Source organism: Cribrihabitans neustonicus (assembly GCF_048820895.1).
Taxonomy (GTDB): Bacteria; Pseudomonadota; Alphaproteobacteria; order Rhodobacterales; family Rhodobacteraceae; genus Cribrihabitans_A; species Cribrihabitans_A neustonicus.
Window position 1 is genome coordinate 921,585 of record NZ_JBMERQ010000001.1, and the last position, 14,667, is coordinate 936,251.

13 protein-coding genes are annotated in these 14,667 nt (G+C 65.0%); 10 read left to right on the forward strand and 3 right to left on the reverse strand.

All coding sequences use genetic code 11. The features are described 5' to 3' along the window. Positions 1-117 precede the first annotated feature (117 nt). The 3 genes from ACOHWE_RS04405 to ACOHWE_RS04415 are packed head-to-tail and all read right to left on the reverse strand — an operon-like array spanning position 118 to position 4,691. Positions 118-1,215: a DUF2235 domain-containing protein gene (locus ACOHWE_RS04405; RefSeq protein WP_420664415.1), complete on the reverse strand. Its 1,098-nt coding sequence runs from the start codon at positions 1,213-1,215 to the stop codon at positions 118-120. Then, entirely contained in the window at positions 1,193-3,490 is a 2,298-nt protein-coding gene (locus ACOHWE_RS04410; protein ID WP_420664416.1) for a xanthine dehydrogenase family protein molybdopterin-binding subunit, read from the reverse strand. The genes ACOHWE_RS04405 and ACOHWE_RS04410 overlap by 23 nt, the downstream gene beginning before the upstream one ends. A gap of 49 nt (positions 3,491-3,539) precedes the next feature. Then, positions 3,540-4,691: a type III PLP-dependent enzyme gene (locus ACOHWE_RS04415; protein WP_420664417.1), complete on the reverse strand. Its 1,152-nt coding sequence runs from the start codon at positions 4,689-4,691 to the stop codon at positions 3,540-3,542. Between the two features lie 106 nt (positions 4,692-4,797). Here ACOHWE_RS04415 and ACOHWE_RS04420 point away from each other — a divergent pair, with 106 nt between their 5' ends. From ACOHWE_RS04420 to ACOHWE_RS04465, 10 genes are all read left to right on the forward strand, one after another. After that, positions 4,798-5,235 (forward strand): Lrp/AsnC family transcriptional regulator, encoded by a 438-nt coding sequence (locus ACOHWE_RS04420; RefSeq protein WP_420664418.1) that lies wholly within the window; start codon positions 4,798-4,800, stop codon positions 5,233-5,235. Positions 5,236-5,787: 552 nt separating this feature from the next. Next, positions 5,788-8,856: a valine--tRNA ligase gene (locus ACOHWE_RS04425; RefSeq protein WP_420664419.1), complete on the forward strand. Its 3,069-nt coding sequence runs from the start codon at positions 5,788-5,790 to the stop codon at positions 8,854-8,856. A gap of 286 nt (positions 8,857-9,142) precedes the next feature. After that, positions 9,143-9,451 (forward strand): DUF1330 domain-containing protein, encoded by a 309-nt coding sequence (locus ACOHWE_RS04430; protein ID WP_420664421.1) that lies wholly within the window; start codon positions 9,143-9,145, stop codon positions 9,449-9,451. Positions 9,452-9,493: 42 nt separating this feature from the next. After that, positions 9,494-9,958 carry a tellurite resistance TerB family protein gene (locus ACOHWE_RS04435; protein ID WP_420664684.1) on the forward strand — a complete coding sequence of 155 codons (465 nt, stop codon included), beginning with the start codon at positions 9,494-9,496 and terminating at the stop codon, positions 9,956-9,958. Beyond that, a complete protein-coding gene (locus ACOHWE_RS04440; RefSeq protein WP_420664422.1) occupies positions 9,955-10,395 on the forward strand; it encodes a tellurite resistance TerB family protein in 441 nt (146 codons plus the stop codon). Before ACOHWE_RS04435 ends, ACOHWE_RS04440 begins: the two co-directional genes overlap by 4 nt. Further along, a complete protein-coding gene (locus ACOHWE_RS04445) occupies positions 10,392-11,165 on the forward strand; it encodes a phosphate/phosphite/phosphonate ABC transporter substrate-binding protein (RefSeq protein WP_420664423.1) in 774 nt (257 codons plus the stop codon). The genes ACOHWE_RS04440 and ACOHWE_RS04445 overlap by 4 nt, the downstream gene beginning before the upstream one ends. A gap of 133 nt (positions 11,166-11,298) precedes the next feature. Further along, positions 11,299-12,078 (forward strand): ABC transporter ATP-binding protein, encoded by a 780-nt coding sequence (locus ACOHWE_RS04450; protein WP_420664686.1) that lies wholly within the window; start codon positions 11,299-11,301, stop codon positions 12,076-12,078. 40 nt (positions 12,079-12,118) lie between these two features. Next, positions 12,119-12,835 (forward strand): transporter substrate-binding domain-containing protein, encoded by a 717-nt coding sequence (locus ACOHWE_RS04455; protein WP_420664425.1) that lies wholly within the window; start codon positions 12,119-12,121, stop codon positions 12,833-12,835. Positions 12,836-12,945: 110 nt separating this feature from the next. After that, entirely contained in the window at positions 12,946-13,827 is an 882-nt protein-coding gene (locus ACOHWE_RS04460) for an ABC transporter permease (RefSeq protein ID WP_420664688.1), read from the forward strand. Then, positions 13,824-14,636 (forward strand): ABC transporter permease, encoded by an 813-nt coding sequence (locus ACOHWE_RS04465; RefSeq protein ID WP_420664427.1) that lies wholly within the window; start codon positions 13,824-13,826, stop codon positions 14,634-14,636. Before ACOHWE_RS04460 ends, ACOHWE_RS04465 begins: the two co-directional genes overlap by 4 nt. Positions 14,637-14,667 lie beyond the last annotated feature (31 nt).

Genomic DNA, 14,667 nt, shown 5'->3' on the forward strand with positions numbered 1-14,667 from the left:
TTTCATGCCATCGATCGCCGGAACGCTGCGGCGCAGCGCAACACCAAGGCGTTTACAAACGCCTTCGCCGCCCGTGCGGGCGACGGCTCTTCGCGCCATTCACCACCCAGCCGACCGTCAGGTCTTGGAAAACATCGCCAGCCAGCCACCGCTGCCGCCGCCGCTGCTTCCCGCTGCCGCCTCGGCCTGTTTACCGGCCTCGACACTGCTGTGCAGCCGCTCGCTGGCATCGAGCCCGACCCGGCGGCGGCTTCGCAAGAGGAAGATCTTGCCCCAGCCGCGCCAGGTGCCTACTGAGGGCGCGCAGGGGTCGACCGGGAAGCGCATGCGCCAATCCGTCGGCAGCGGCAGCCCGCGGTCCTCGGCTTTTTCCAGCATCCAGATCAGCGGAATATTCGCCAGGGGCCGTGCGGCCTCAAACCCGCCGAGCTGGCCGCCGACATCGCCATGGGCGCCGCGGAACCAGACCTGCTCGATATGGCCGCCCCAGCCCTCGGGGCAGTCCCAGAGCACCGGCTTAAAAACCTCCCGGGTTTCCTCCAGCGCCAGCGCGTGGTAGCCGCTGCGGATATGCGGACCCAACTCATGGTTGTGAAAACTGTGCCGGTTTTCGGCCCAGCGCCACAGCAGCGGCAGCCGCAGGCCGAGTGCCTTCACCGTGTCCCAGACACCCAGCATCTCGATCTCCACCGCCTCGTGGCAGTAAGCCCGGGAGAACGCCGCGCCGGTTTTGGAGCGTCCGTTCAGACGGTAATGGCGGTAGGCAGTGCGGATATTGCGCACGGTGGCGTGTTCCGCCTTGAGCAGGCCGATGCGGTCGATCACTCCCGCCAGCGAACGCACCGCATAGGCACCACGGGAGTAACCGAAGAGATAGATCCGGTCGCCGGGGCGGTAGCGGGAGGCGAGGTAGCCGTAGGCGCGGCGGATCTGGCGGTTGATGCCCCGACCCATCATCACGTCGGGCGCGCTGCCCCAGCCCTTCCATTGCACCCCGGATTCATAGAAGACCGAGACCTGCCCGCTCATCTCGCGGCACAGCCGGAAGGTCTGGCCCGCGTTGGTCTCATGGCCCCGGTCGAGCGTCGACATGGTGCCATCGAGGATGATCACATGGGCCTGCGGCCCGCGCAGCTTCGTTTCGCCGGAATGTTCCGATCGCAGGGGCCGTCCCAGCCACCCTAGTACCCGCCTACTCAGCTGCGTCAGAAACATCCCTCAACACTTCCCACATTCTGTGCGGTGTAAACGGCATGTCGACCTGCCGCACACCGCGGTCCCAGACCGCGTCCTGCACCCCGTTGGCCAGCGCCGCAAGCGCGCCGACGGTGCCCGCCTCGCCGCAGCCCTTCATCCCCATTGGATTCCGGGTCGAAGGCACCGGCTCGGAGGTGAATCCGATCATCGGAAGGCTGCCGGCCCGCGGCAGGGCATAGTCCATGAAAGAGGCCGTGAGCAGCTGCCCGTCTTCATCGTAGACAACCCGCTCCAGCATGGCCTGTCCCAGCCCCTGCGCCACCCCGCCGTGCACCTGGCCCTCGGCCAGCATCGGGTTGATCAGATTACCGAAATCGTCAACTACAGTATAGCGCGCCACCTCCGATTGCCCAGTTTCCGGATCGATCGAAACCTCGGCGACATGGGCGCCGTTCGGAAACGAGCGCCCCGGCAGCCGGGCCCGCGCCGTGTGACGAAGCAGGTCAGTACGGCCTTGCGCGCGGGCCATCTCCGCTGCCTCCAGCATCGAAGGCGTGAGGTTGGAGCCGGGCGCCCGGAAAGTTTCGCCGTCAAAGCGCAGATCGGCCTCTTCCACGCCCATCTGCTCCGCGAGGAAGGGCGTGAAGGCAGCAATCATCGCGTCCACCGTGGCAAGCGTCGCATTGGCCTGCGTGGTGACCGAGCGCGAGCCGCCGGTGCCGCCGCCCTGGGCGATGCGGTCGCTGTCGCCCTGCACCACCTGAATTTTCTCTGCCGGGATGCCGGACTGATCCGCGAGGAAACGGGCATAGACGGTTTCATGCCCCTGCCCGTTGCTTTGCGTTCCGACACAGATATTCACACGGCCGCCCTCCAGAAACTCGACTTCCGCACCTTCCGAAGGATCGCCCAAAATGCTTTCGATATAGTAACACAGCCCGATCCCGCGCAGCTTGCCGTCTTTACTGTCCGCTTCACGGCGGGCGGGGAAGCCTGCGAGATCCGCCTCTTCGGCGGCCCGGGACAATATGCGGCTGAAGTCGCCCACGTCGTATGCCTCTCCGGTGACGGTCTGATAGGGGAACGCTTCCGGCGCGATAAAGTTTCGCCGCCTGAGCTCCCACGGATCCACCCCCAGCTCGCGCGCCGCCCGGTCCATCACCCGCTCCAGCACATAGATCGCCTCGGGACGGCCGGCGCCGCGGTAGGCATCCACCTGCACGGTGTTGGTGTAATACCCCTCGACCTGCAGCCAGGCGGTTTGAATGTCGTAGACGCCCGCCAGAACCCGGCTGAAAAGCTGGGTTTGGATCGGCTGGCCGAAGGGCGCGTTATACGCGCCGAGGTTGCAGCGGGTGCGCACGCGGTAAGCTGTGATCTTCAGATCAGCGTCAAAGGCCAGCTCCGCCAGCGAGGTGAGGTCGCGGCCGCCATTATCGCTCAGCATCGACTCGCCGCGGTCGGCGATCCAGAACACTGCGCGGTTCAGCGTGCGGGCGGCATGGGCGACCACGAAATACTCGGGATAAGGCGAGGCCTTCATGCCGAAGCCACCGCCGACATCCGGGGTGGTGACGCGCACGGCGCCCTCGTCGAGGTTCAGCCGCTCAGCCAGCTGCGTCTTCATCCCCCAGACGCCCTGCCCGCCAAAGGCAAAATGCAGCCTGCCGTCCTGCCATTCGGCAAAGCAGCCGCGCGGCTCCATCGCGCTCACGATGATGCGGTTGTCCCCGACGTGGAGCGACACGGTATGAGCCGCGCCGGCAAAGGCCGCTTCCGTCGCCGCCTCGTCGCCCATGCCCCAGTCGAACGCGCGGTTGTCCGGCGCGGCCGCGTGCAGCGGTTCGCCGCCGGGGGCGAGGTCGAGTTTCACCGGAAGATCCTCGATCTCCAGCTGGATCAGCTCTGCCGCATCGCGCGCCTGTTCCAGCGTATCGGCAATCACTACCGCCACCGGCTCCCCGACATAGCGGACCCGGCCGCGCGCCAGAACCGGGCGTTCGGGGGCGGCGCCGTTGCTGCCATCGCGGTTCTTCACCGTGGTGGCATCCATCGACACGCCGACACCTGCGTTTTCCAGATCCTCCAGCGTGAACACCGCATGCACGCCTTCTGCCGTGCGCGCGTCCGCCACTTCCAGCGCGGTGATCTCCCCGTGCGCCACGGGACTGCGCAGCACATGGGCCCGAAGCGCGCCCGCCGGCGCCGCATCCTCAATGTAGCGCCCCTGCCCGGTCAGAAAGCGGACGTCCTCCACCCGCTTCGCGGGCTGGCTCTTGCCGAACTTTTCCATGCTTGCCCCTCTTTTTCTGCGGGCATGCAGCCCGGGGGCGAGACTAGGCTCAGATCCGGGAATGTCCAGTGAGCTCGATCACCGTCGCCACGTCGCTGAGGCCATAGCCATTGAATTGTGTGCTCATCGCCGAAGAATAGGCACCAAGGCCGGGAAACAGCACGTAATCGCCCGCAACCGTGTCCTCCGGCAATGGCAGCCCGTCGGGCAGCCGGTCGAGGCTGTCGCAGGTCGGCCCGAACACCACCCGGGGCTTACGCGCGCCGGTGCGGCGGCTGCCGCAGGCGCCCACCACCTCGACCCGGCCGGGGAGGCCCATATCGCGGATATCGACCAGTCCCCCGTAGATGCCATCGTTCAGGAAGACCACGCCGCCGCCGCCGCGCATCCCCTTGATGCGGGCAGCCAGGGTGAAACTCTCTGACACCATCGCCCGGCCCGGCTCGCAGATCAGCAGCGGTCCGTCCGGCCCAAACGCCTGTTCCGCGGCCCGGCCGATGGCGGCAAAGACGCGCTCCAGGTCCGGCGCCTCCCCATTGCGGTTGGCGGCAAAACCGCCGCCCACGTTAAGCCGCGCGATGCGCACGCCCGCGGCATCGGTGATGCGGCGCGCGGCGTGAATATATTCGACCCAGGCGGTCTCGTCCTCGCACTGGGTTCCGGGGTGGAAGCAGAGCGAAGGCGTCCAGCCGCCTTCGGCCACCTGTTTCAGCAGCGTTACCGCATCCTCGGGAGCGGCGCCGAACTTGCTGCCGAAGTCATAGGCCGCGCCCTTCACCGGCAGCGCGAACCGCACCGCGATCTCGCAGCTGCGCGGCACGGCGGTGAGTTTCTCCAGCTCCCCCGCCTCGTCTACCGACCAGCTGGCGACGCCATGGTCTATCCCGGCCGCGATCTCAGCGTCCGAGCGCATCGGGTTGTTGTAATGCATAACCGCATCGGGTCCCGCTGCGCGCACCGCCGTCATCTCCGCAGGCGACGCCACGTCAAAAGCAGTGATCCCCGCCGCCACCAGGTTGGACAGCACCGCCGGATGCGGGTTGGCCTTCACCGCGTAGGTCACCAGCCCCGGGAAGCCGGCCTGAAACCGCGCCGCCACCTCATGCAGCACCCGTGGCGCAAAGTAGAGGATCGGGTGATCCGGCGTGCTGCGGGCCAGGTGAGTTTCGGGGGAGAGCCAGAGCGGCGGAATCTGCTGCATCAGAAGGAACCTCGTTCGTTTTTGCTATTTTCCGCCGGTGAGGCGTCGATTTTAATCGTCACTTCGCCTATAGTGACGGAGATAGACGGCAGATCGCAGGCACCTCATGCAAAGTGACGAAATTGATCAGCGCCTTGTGGCGCTTCTGCGCGAGAACGCCCGCCGCCCGGTGGCCGAACTCGCCCGGCGGCTGGGTCTCGCGCGCACCACGGTACAGGCGCGGATCGAGCGGCTGGAGGCGGTGGGGGCGATCTCGGGCTACACGCTGAAACCCTCCGCCGCGGCACGCCCGCCCCTGCAGGCCACGGTGCTGATGTCGATCGAACCGCGCTCCGGCCCGGCTGTGCTGGCGCGGCTCAAGGGGCTGAGCGGGGTTGAAGTGGTGCATACCACCTCCGGTCGTTTCGATCTGCTCGCCCAGGTGGTGGCGCAAAGCACGGCGGAGCTGGACGACACCATCGACCGCATTGCCGACGCCCGCGGGGTGCGTTCCTCCGAAAGCCTGATCCATCTCGCCACCAAACTGGACCGCACCGGGCAGTGAGGCCGTGGCGAAGCGCTTGCACCTTTGCAAATCCGTGGCGCTGCTCTCAGTTCCCGCTCGGTGCCGCCGTGCGCCGGCACCGGAAGATGGGAAGTGAACCGTTCGACGCAAAATCTAGCCAAAGTCATAGGCTTCGAAGGAAAACTTCGAGCCAGCTGCACGGCCTGTTCAAACACACAGGGTGAAACGCCCGCGGCCGCTGCGGTTTCCCGGCAGAGCCGCCGGAGGCGCAATCGGGCACTTCCGGTCGAAAAGCAGGAGAAATTGCGTGCCAATGCCGACGGGCCGTCCGTCCTCAAAGGGACATTCCTGCCCGCCAGCAAAGGCCGCTACTTCCTGACGCGATCCTTGGCTCCCCAGCCTGTACCGCATAAGTAGAGTGGCACGAGTCAGGTTAAGAAATCTTTACCGCTACTTTCTGACGGCAAACACCTAGAATTCCCCGGCCTGCCCCAGCCGGCACCGCCCGCGGGAGAAGAAATCCCACATCCGCCTTCCCCTTCGCGCTGCCATTCGGTATGGGAACGGCCAATTGCAAGAGGGATCGTGACGATGGCGATGGAAAAGACCTTCAACGCGGCGGACGCCGAAAACCGCCTTTACGAGGCCTGGGAGAAGGCCGGCTGCTTCAAGGCAGGCGCACATGCCAAGCCCGAAGCTTCTGCCTATTGCATCATGATCCCGCCGCCGAACGTGACCGGCGTTCTGCACATGGGCCATGCCTTCAACAACACGCTGCAGGACATCCTGATCCGATGGAAGCGGATGCAGGGTTTCGACACGCTGTGGCAGCCGGGCACAGACCATGCGGGCATCGCCACCCAGATGGTGGTGGAGCGCGAGCTTGCCAAAGAAGGCAAGAAGCGCACCGATTTCACCCGTCCCGCGTTCCTGGAGAAGGTCTGGGAGTGGAAGGAGAAATCCGGCGGCACCATCGTCGAGCAGCTCAAGCGTCTTGGCGCCTCCTGCGACTTCTCGCGCACCGCGTTCACCATGGCCGGCGCGCAAGGCGACACCCGGGTGGGCCACGAGAACTCTCCCAACTTCCACGATGCCGTCATCAAGGTCTTCGTGGAAATGTACGAGAAGGGCTACATCTACCGCGGCAAGCGGCTGGTGAACTGGGACCCGCATTTCGAGACCGCGATCTCCGACCTTGAGGTGGAAAACATCGAGGTTGCGGGCCACATGTGGCACTTCAAGTACCCGCTCGCGAATGGCGCCACCTACACCTATGTGGAGAAGGACGCGGACGGCAACGTGATCCTCGAGGAGGAGCGCGACTACATCTCCATCGCCACCACCCGGCCCGAAACCATGCTGGGCGACGGCGCGGTGGCCGTGCATCCCTCGGACGAGCGCTATGCCCCCATCGTCGGCAAGCTGTGCGAGATCCCGGTGGGCCCGAAAGAGCACCGCCGCCTGATCCCGATCATCACCGATGAATACCCGGATCCGGATTTCGGCTCCGGCGCGGTGAAGATCACCGGCGCGCATGATTTCAATGACTACCAGGTCGCCAAGCGTGGCGGTATCCCGATGTACCGGCTGATGGACACCCGCGGCCGGATGCGGGCCGATGGCGCGCCTTACGCCGAGGACGCGGAACTGGCGATGGCGGTGGCCAAGGGGGAGAAGACCCTCACCGAGGCTGAGGCCGACGCGGTCAACCTGGTGCCGGATGAGCTGCGCGGGCTGGACCGGTTCGAAGCCCGCAAACTGGTGGTCGAGCAGATCACCGGCGAAGGCCTTGCCGTGATGGTCACCGAGACCCGCACGGACGCAGAGGGCAACGACACCGAGGCTCTGGTGCCTTACGTCGAGAATAAGCCGATCATGCAGCCCTTCGGCGACCGTTCCAAGGTGGTGATCGAACCGATGCTGACCGACCAGTGGTTCGTGGACGCCGAGAAGGTCGTCGGCCCGGCGCTGGATGCTGTGCGCAACGGCAAGGTGAAGATCATCCCCGAGTCCGGCGAAAAGACTTACTACCACTGGCTGGAGAACATCGAGCCCTGGTGCATCTCGCGCCAGCTCTGGTGGGGCCACCAGATCCCGGTCTGGTACATCCCCGGCGAGGAGGACTGGTACCCGATCTGCGCCGCCACCGAAGAGGAAGCGGTGGAGAAGGCGCGCCTGCAGTCGGCCGAAGGGACCGAATTCCGGATCGTCGCCGACCAGCAGGAAGCGGTGGAAATCCTGGCTGAGCAGCGCAAGCTGCTGGACACCCGCGACGAGGGCACGATCCAGAGCTTCGAAGGCCCGATGCAGGTGCCGATGTTCCGCGAGCCCGACGTGCTGGACACCTGGTTCTCTTCCGGCCTGTGGCCGATCGGCACGCTGGGCTGGCCGGACGAGACGCCGGAGATGGCGAGGTACTTCCCGACTTCGACCCTGGTAACCGGGCAGGACATCCTGTTCTTCTGGGTGGCGCGGATGATGATGATGCAGCTGGCTGTCGTGGATCAGATCCCGTTTGACACCGTCTACCTGCATGGCCTCGTGCGCGACGCCAAGGGCAAGAAGATGTCGAAGTCCACGGGCAACGTCATCGACCCCTTGGAGATCATCGGCGAATACGGCGCCGACGCGCTGCGCTTCACCAACGCGGCAATGGGCTCGCTCGGCGGGGTGCTGAAGCTCGACATGAAGCGGATCGAGGGCTACCGCAACTTCGTCACCAAAATCTGGCAGGCCTGCTCCTACGGCGACAACGTGATCGACGCCTTCAGCGCCGAGCGCGGGGCGGAGCCGCCCGCGGCCAGCCTGCCGCTCAACCGCTGGATCATCGGCGAGGTTGCCAAGCTGCGCGAGGATGTGGATGCGGCCTTTGAGGCCTTCCGCTTCAACGATGCGGCCAGCGCGATGTATGCCTTCTTCTGGGGCACCTTCTGCGACCGTTACCTGGAATTCACCAAGCCGGTCTTCCAGACCGGCGATGCGGCGGCGCAGGAAGAAACCCGCAAGGTCTTTGCCTGGGCGGTGGATCAAAGCTTGATCCTGATGCACCCGGTGATGCCGTTCGTGACCGAAGAGCTGTGGAACGTGACTGCGGGCCGCGGCTACGGGACTGGCGATGCGGCAAAGATGCTTGTGCATGCGGACTGGCCCGCCTACTCGGCCGCCGATCTGGTGGACCCGGAAGCCGAGCGCGAAATGAACTGGGTGATCTCGGTGATCGACAGCACCCGCTCGGCGCGGGCGCAGATGAACGTGCCCGCGGGCGCCAAGGTGCAGATGCTGGTAACCGAAATCGACGATTTCGGCCGCGCCGCCTGGGCGCGCAACGAAGCGCTAATCAAGCGGCTGGCGCGGATCGAGGACCTGCAGGAGGCGGACAGCCTGCCCAAAGGCTCGGTGGTGATCGCGGTGCCGGGCGCCTCCTTCGGGATGCCGCTGGCGGATCTGATCGACGTCGATGCCGAAAAGGCGCGGCTGGAGAAGACCCTTGGCAAGCTCGCTAAGGAGCTCGGCGGCCTGCGCGGGCGGCTGAACAACCCGAAGTTCGTGGCTTCGGCCCCGGAGGAGGTGGTGGCGGAAGCCAAGGAAAACCTCGCCGCGCGCGAGGAAGAGGAAGCCAAGCTCACGGAGGCGCTGGCGCGCCTGGCCGAGATCGCCTGAGCCCCTGCCCCTCATTTTTTAGTCGAAACGCCCGCCTTTCCGGCGGGCGTTTTTATTATGGCGCGGAACAAGGCCGAAGGCCGCCGCGCATCGCCGGCGCGCACCCGGGCGGCGGCGTTGCTCGGTCTTCATCGCATCTTTCGCAGAGGAGAAGCCACAGGTGCGGTCTAACTCGCCGTCAGCGTTAAATCCGGCACGGCGGGGAAAATCCTTGGTACTGCGCCATTGTCTTCGCTGTTAAATTGTACGAGCCTGACGAAAAGTTAACAAAAAACGGGAGGCTCCCATGCCCGAAGGATCGAAGCCCAAAGGCTATTGGGTGGCGCATGTGGATGTGGACGATATGGAGCGCTACAAGGAGTATATCGCCGCCAATGCCGCGCCTTTCGCGGAATACGGCGCGCGTTTCCTGGTCCGCGGCGGCCCGCGCGAGCTGCGTGAGGGCGCGTTGCGCGCACGCACCGTGGTGATCGAGTTTCCCGATTTCGAAACCGCCAAGGCCTGCTATGATTCAATTGCCTATCAGGACGCGAAAGCCTTGCGCGACCCGGTGTCGACAGGCGATATGGCGATTATCGAAGGCTACGGCGGCTAGCTCTGCCGGGCCGGCTGCACGACCTCAGGAGGCCCCATGCCGCTGCTCAAGAAATTTTTCCAGGCGTTCCGCCCCTCCGAACCGCCAGCGCTGCCGGATCCGGATGCAGAACTGGCGCTTGGCGCGCTTTTGGTGCGGGTGGCGCAGTCGGACCGGGATTATCAGCTTGAGGAGATCAGCCTGATCGACCGCATCCTGGCCCGGCTCTATCAGCACAACGCGATCGAGGCTGCCAAGGTGCGCGCTACCTGCGAAAAGCTGCATGCGGCAGCGCCGGAGACCGACACCTTCGGCCGGCTGATCCGCGAGACCACCGGCCTCGAGGAGCGCCTCGCAGCGCTGGATGCGCTGTGGGAAGTGGTACTGGCCGACGGCGAGGAACACGCAGGCGAAGTCACGATCCTGGAGGATGCGCGCAAGGCGATGGGGCTCTCTTATGCCGACAGCCAGGCAGCGCGCGCCCGGGCAATGGAGAAGATGGACCCCGCACCGGAGACGGGCCAGTGATCGCGGCGCTGCTGCAGCGGCTCCTGGAGCCCGCCCCCGCACCGCTGGGCGATGCCGATGCGCGGCTGGCGCTGACCGCGCTGCTGGTGCGCATCGCGCGGTCGGATCACAATTACGCCGAAGTTGAAAAGGACCGGATCGACCGCATCCTCGGCACCCGTTACGGGCTGGAGACGGGCGAGGCGATCCTCCTGCGCGAACAGGCGGAGGCGCTGGAGGCGGAGGCGCCGGACACCGTGCGCTTCACCCGCGCCATCAAGGAAGCGGTTCCCTTCGAGGACCGCATCGCGGTGATCGAGGCGCTGTGGCAGGTGGCGCTGGCCGACGGACGCCGCGACGCGGGCGAGGACGCGCTGCTGCGGCTGTCTTCCAATCTCCTCGGAATTTCCGATGTGGAAAGCGCCAGGGCGCGCAAACGGGCGGAGGCTTCCCTTTGATTGCTCATCTTGCAATGTACGACCGGCCGGAGACAGCGGCCGCAAACGACACGCTATGGGGCCTGGTGCGGGCCCGGCTGGGCGGCGGCCCGGAGCGGCTGACACGGGATGCGGATATGTGGGAGGTCTGGCAATCGCCAGACCTTTTGCTTTCCCAGACCTGCGGCTGCCCGTACCGCACCCGGCTATATGGCCATGTGCAGCTGGTGGGCACGCCTGACTACGGCCTGCCGGGGTGTCCCCCGGGGTATTACAACAGCGTGTTCATTGCCCGGAAGGCGGACGCCGGCCAGCCGCTGAGCGCCTTTGCCGGGCGCACGTTTGCCTATAACGAGGGGCTGTCGCAGTCTGGCTGGGCGGCGCCGATGGTGCATTTGCATGACCGCAGCATCCTGCCCGGCGCGCTGGCGGAGACCGGCGGGCACCGCGCTTCGGCGCGAGCGGTGGCGGAAGGGCGCGCGGATTTTGCATCCCTTGATGCGCTGAGCTGGGAGCTGATCCGCCGCTACGACGGCTTTGCCGGCGATCTCTGCGAAGTCGAGCGCAGTGTGCCGACCCCCGCCCTGCCCTACATCACCGCGCTGGGACAGGACGCGGAGGCGCTGTTTTCAGCGCTGGAAGCGGCGGTCCGCGGGCTGGATGAAGAGAGCCGCGGGATCCTGCATTTGAAGGGTGTGGTGCGGATCCCGGCGGCCGACTACCTGGCGGTTCCGACCCCGCCCGGCCCGGTTCTGACAGGCCAGAAAATCCGCGCTGCGGAATTGACCTGATCAAACCGCCCAAATGGACGCCCGCCTGTGCATTTCGGAAGGGCGGCGGCAAGGTTACGCGGTTTGAACATTGCATTCGGTCTTTTTTTCGGTCCAATAAGAACGAATTTCTCACCAGATGGACGACGACACCTTGACCGATTCAACGCCTGTTCTGCAAATCCGCGGCCTCCATAAATCCTATGGGGAGCTGGAAGTGATCAAAGGCGTGGACATCACCGCCCGGCGCGGGGATGTGGTGTCCCTGATCGGCTCTTCCGGATCGGGCAAGTCGACGCTCCTGCGCTGCTGCAACCTATTGGAGGACAGCCAGGACGGCGACATCCTCTTCAAAGGCGAACCGATCACCTGGACCGGCAAGGGCCTGAACCGGCGTCCCTCGGACGCCCGCCAGGTGCTGCGCATCCGCACCAATCTGTCGATGGTGTTCCAGCAGTTCAACCTCTGGTCCCACATGACCATCCTGCAGAACGTGATGGAGGCGCCCGTCACCGTGCTCGGCCGCGACCGCACCGAAGTCGAGGAGGAGGCGCGGCACTATCTGGCAAAGGTCGGCATCGGCGATAAATGCGATGTCTACCCGGCGCAGCTGTCGGGCGGCCAGCAGCAGCGGGCGGCGATTGCACGGGCGCTTTGCATGGAGCCCGAGGCGCTCCTGTTTGACGAGCCGACATCCGCACTCGACCCGGAGCTGGAACAGGAGGTGGTGAAGGTGATCAGGGACCTTGCCGCCGAGGGCCGCACCATGCTGATCGTGACCCATGACATGAACATGGCCGCAGATGTCTCCAATCACGTGGTATTTCTGCATCAGGGCCTCATCGAGGAAGAGGGCAGCCCGGACGAGGTTTTTGGGAATACGCGATCCGAACGCCTGCGCGGGTTCTTGTCCTCCACCCGCCACGCGCAATAATAAAACCAATACCATAACCAACCATAACGGGAGTTAATCCATGAAATCTTTGATCCTTGGCACCGCCGTGCTGGCGCTGACCGCAGGCATGGGCCTGGCCCAGACCGTCCGGCTTGGCACCGAAGGCGCCTACCCTCCGTACAACTTCCTGAATGACGCAGGCGAAGTCGATGGGTTCGAGCGCGAGCTGGGCGACGAGCTGTGCGCGCGTGCCGAGCTGACCTGCGAGTGGGTCACCAACGATTGGGATTCGATCATCCCGAACCTGGTATCCGGCAACTACGACGCCATCATCGCCGGCATGTCGATCACGGACGAACGTGAAGAGGTGGTGGACTTCTCGCAGAACTACACCCCGCCGTCTGCCTCCGCCTATGCGGCGCTGTCCGAGGATGTGGACCTGAACGGCGGCGTGATTGCGGCGCAGACCGGCACCATCCAGGCCAACCACGTTGTGGACACCGGCGCCACCCTGCTGGAATTCCCGACCCCGGACGAAACCATTGCCGCTGTAAAGGCCGGCGAAGCTGACGCGGTGATGGCCGACAAGGACTTCCTGGTGCCTGAAGTCGAAGGTTCCGACCTGATCTTTGTTGGCGATGACGTGCCGCTGGGCGGCGGCATCGGCATGGCCTTCCGCGAGTCCGACCCGGAACTGCGCGGCAAGTTCGACGCGGCGATCCAGTCCATGAAGGATGACGGCACCCTGAACGAGCTGATCATCAAATGGCTGGGCGAGGAAAGCCCGCGCTTCTGATTGCAAGTTCCTGAGGGGGCGGCGGCCGCCCCCTCTCCCCTTTGCGCCGCCGCCTGCGGCTTGTGCGCAGCTTGCCTCCAAGACAACACGCCAATACGACGAGGCCCGTCATTTTCGGATACTGCTCAGACCCCGCCACGCTTGATGGGCTCACGTGGCTTTCCTGCTACCTGACCACAGGCAAGCACATGTCCTTTTATCAGTCGTTCGGCACGGTGCTGCTGCTTCTGGCGGTGACGGCGCCCACGGCGCTGCTGTTCGGCTTTGGCGGCGCGATAGCGGCGCGGGCGCGGATTGCGCCGCTGGCCTGGCTCGGCAAGGGCTATATCGCCATCGTGCGCGGCGTGCCGGACATCGCCTTCTTCCTGTTCTTCGTGATCGCGCTCGACCAGGGCATCGAATGGCTGCGCCACAAGGTGAAATGCCCGGATTGGGACGCGCCGGTGCGCCAGGGCAGCGATTTCATCGTCTGTTCCGTCGCCAAGATGCCGCTTGGCACCTCGCCGCAATGGGTGCACGAAGCCTATGGCTTCGCGCTGGCGGTGCTGACCTTCGCCATCGTGTTTGGCGCCTTCGCCGCCAACGTGCTGTTCGGCGCCATGCGGGCGGTGCCGCGGGCGCAGATGGAAACCGCCGAGGCCTATGGCATGACCCACCGCCAGGCGTTCTGGCGCATCCTGGTGCCGCAGATGTGGATCTATGCCCTGCCCGGGCTTTCGAACCTGTGGATGGTGCTGATCAAGGCGACGCCGCTGCTGTTCCTGCTTGGGGTCGAGGACATCGTCTACTGGGCACGGGAGCTGGGTGAATCGAAAACGCCGCGGTTCACCGATTACCCGCATGGCGACTGGCGGATGTGGTACTTCCTCGCACTGCTGATTTTCTACCTCGCCTTTACCAAAGTTTCCGAGGTGGTGCTGGCGCGGATCACCCGGCGCCTGTCCCACGGCCAAGCCACGGTGGCCGGTGAAGCACAAAGGAAAGCGGCATGAGCTGTCTTGAGACTATCCAGGATTACGCCCTCCGCTCGATCGGCTTCGGCGAACGGCTGCTGCCGCGCAGCGACTTCACCCTGTGCGAGCAGTTCACCCTGATCGGCTCGGGGATGCTGTGGAACATTTACTTCGGCACTCTGGCGGTGCTCAGCGGCTTCGTGCTGGCCAATGCGCTGGCGCTGGCGAAGAACGCCGCCAGCCCGCTCTGGCGCAAGCCTGCGGAGTGGTTCATCTTCATCTTCCGCGGCTCGCCGCTGTTCATCCAGTTCTTCTTCGCCTACTTCCTGTTCCTGAACCTGAAAAGCGTCTCGCCTGCGTTCAACGCCTTTTCCTCGGCGTGGCTGGGCGCGCTGATCGTCCTGTTCCTGAATACTGCCGCCTACACCGGCGAGATCTTCTATGGCGCACTGCGCTCGATCCCCAAGGGCGACATCGAGGCGGCCGATGCCTATGGCTTCACCGGCTGGATGCGGTTCCGCAAGATCTTGTGGCCGACCATGATGCGGCTGGCCTGGCCCGCCTACACCAACGAGGCGATCTTCCTGTTCCATGCGACCACGCTGGTGTTTTTCTCGGGGTTTCCGGTTTGGCGCCAAAAAGGCGATGCGCTCTATTACGCGAACTATTTCGCCGACAAGACCTTCAACCCCTTCATTCCCTACCCGATCCTGGCCTTCTACTTCATCCTGCTGACACTGGCGATCATCGCGCTGTTCGGGATGATCAACCGCTACCTGAACCGGCACCTGCCGCAGGAGCGCCGCGCCAAGATGAAGCTGCGCTTCCGCCCCGGCCTGATACGCTGAAGGACGAACAATACGAGAATGGCTCCCTCCG

Bases quoted from the DNA above. Each gene is read 5' to 3' on its own strand.
- ACOHWE_RS04465 (WP_420664427.1), top strand. From the start codon at position 13,824: ATGAGCTGTCTTGAGACTATCCAGGATTACGCCCTCCGCTCGATCGGC.
- ACOHWE_RS04405 (WP_420664415.1), bottom strand. From the start codon at position 1,215: ATGTTTCTGACGCAGCTGAGTAGGCGGGTACTAGGGTGGCTGGGACGG.
- ACOHWE_RS04410 (WP_420664416.1), bottom strand. From the start codon at position 3,490: ATGGAAAAGTTCGGCAAGAGCCAGCCCGCGAAGCGGGTGGAGGACGTC.
- ACOHWE_RS04425 (WP_420664419.1), top strand. From the start codon at position 5,788: ATGGCGATGGAAAAGACCTTCAACGCGGCGGACGCCGAAAACCGCCTT.
- ACOHWE_RS04430 (WP_420664421.1), top strand. From the start codon at position 9,143: ATGCCCGAAGGATCGAAGCCCAAAGGCTATTGGGTGGCGCATGTGGAT.
- ACOHWE_RS04420 (WP_420664418.1), top strand. From the start codon at position 4,798: ATGCAAAGTGACGAAATTGATCAGCGCCTTGTGGCGCTTCTGCGCGAG.
- ACOHWE_RS04455 (WP_420664425.1), top strand. From the start codon at position 12,119: ATGAAATCTTTGATCCTTGGCACCGCCGTGCTGGCGCTGACCGCAGGC.
- ACOHWE_RS04415 (WP_420664417.1), bottom strand. From the start codon at position 4,691: ATGCAGCAGATTCCGCCGCTCTGGCTCTCCCCCGAAACTCACCTGGCC.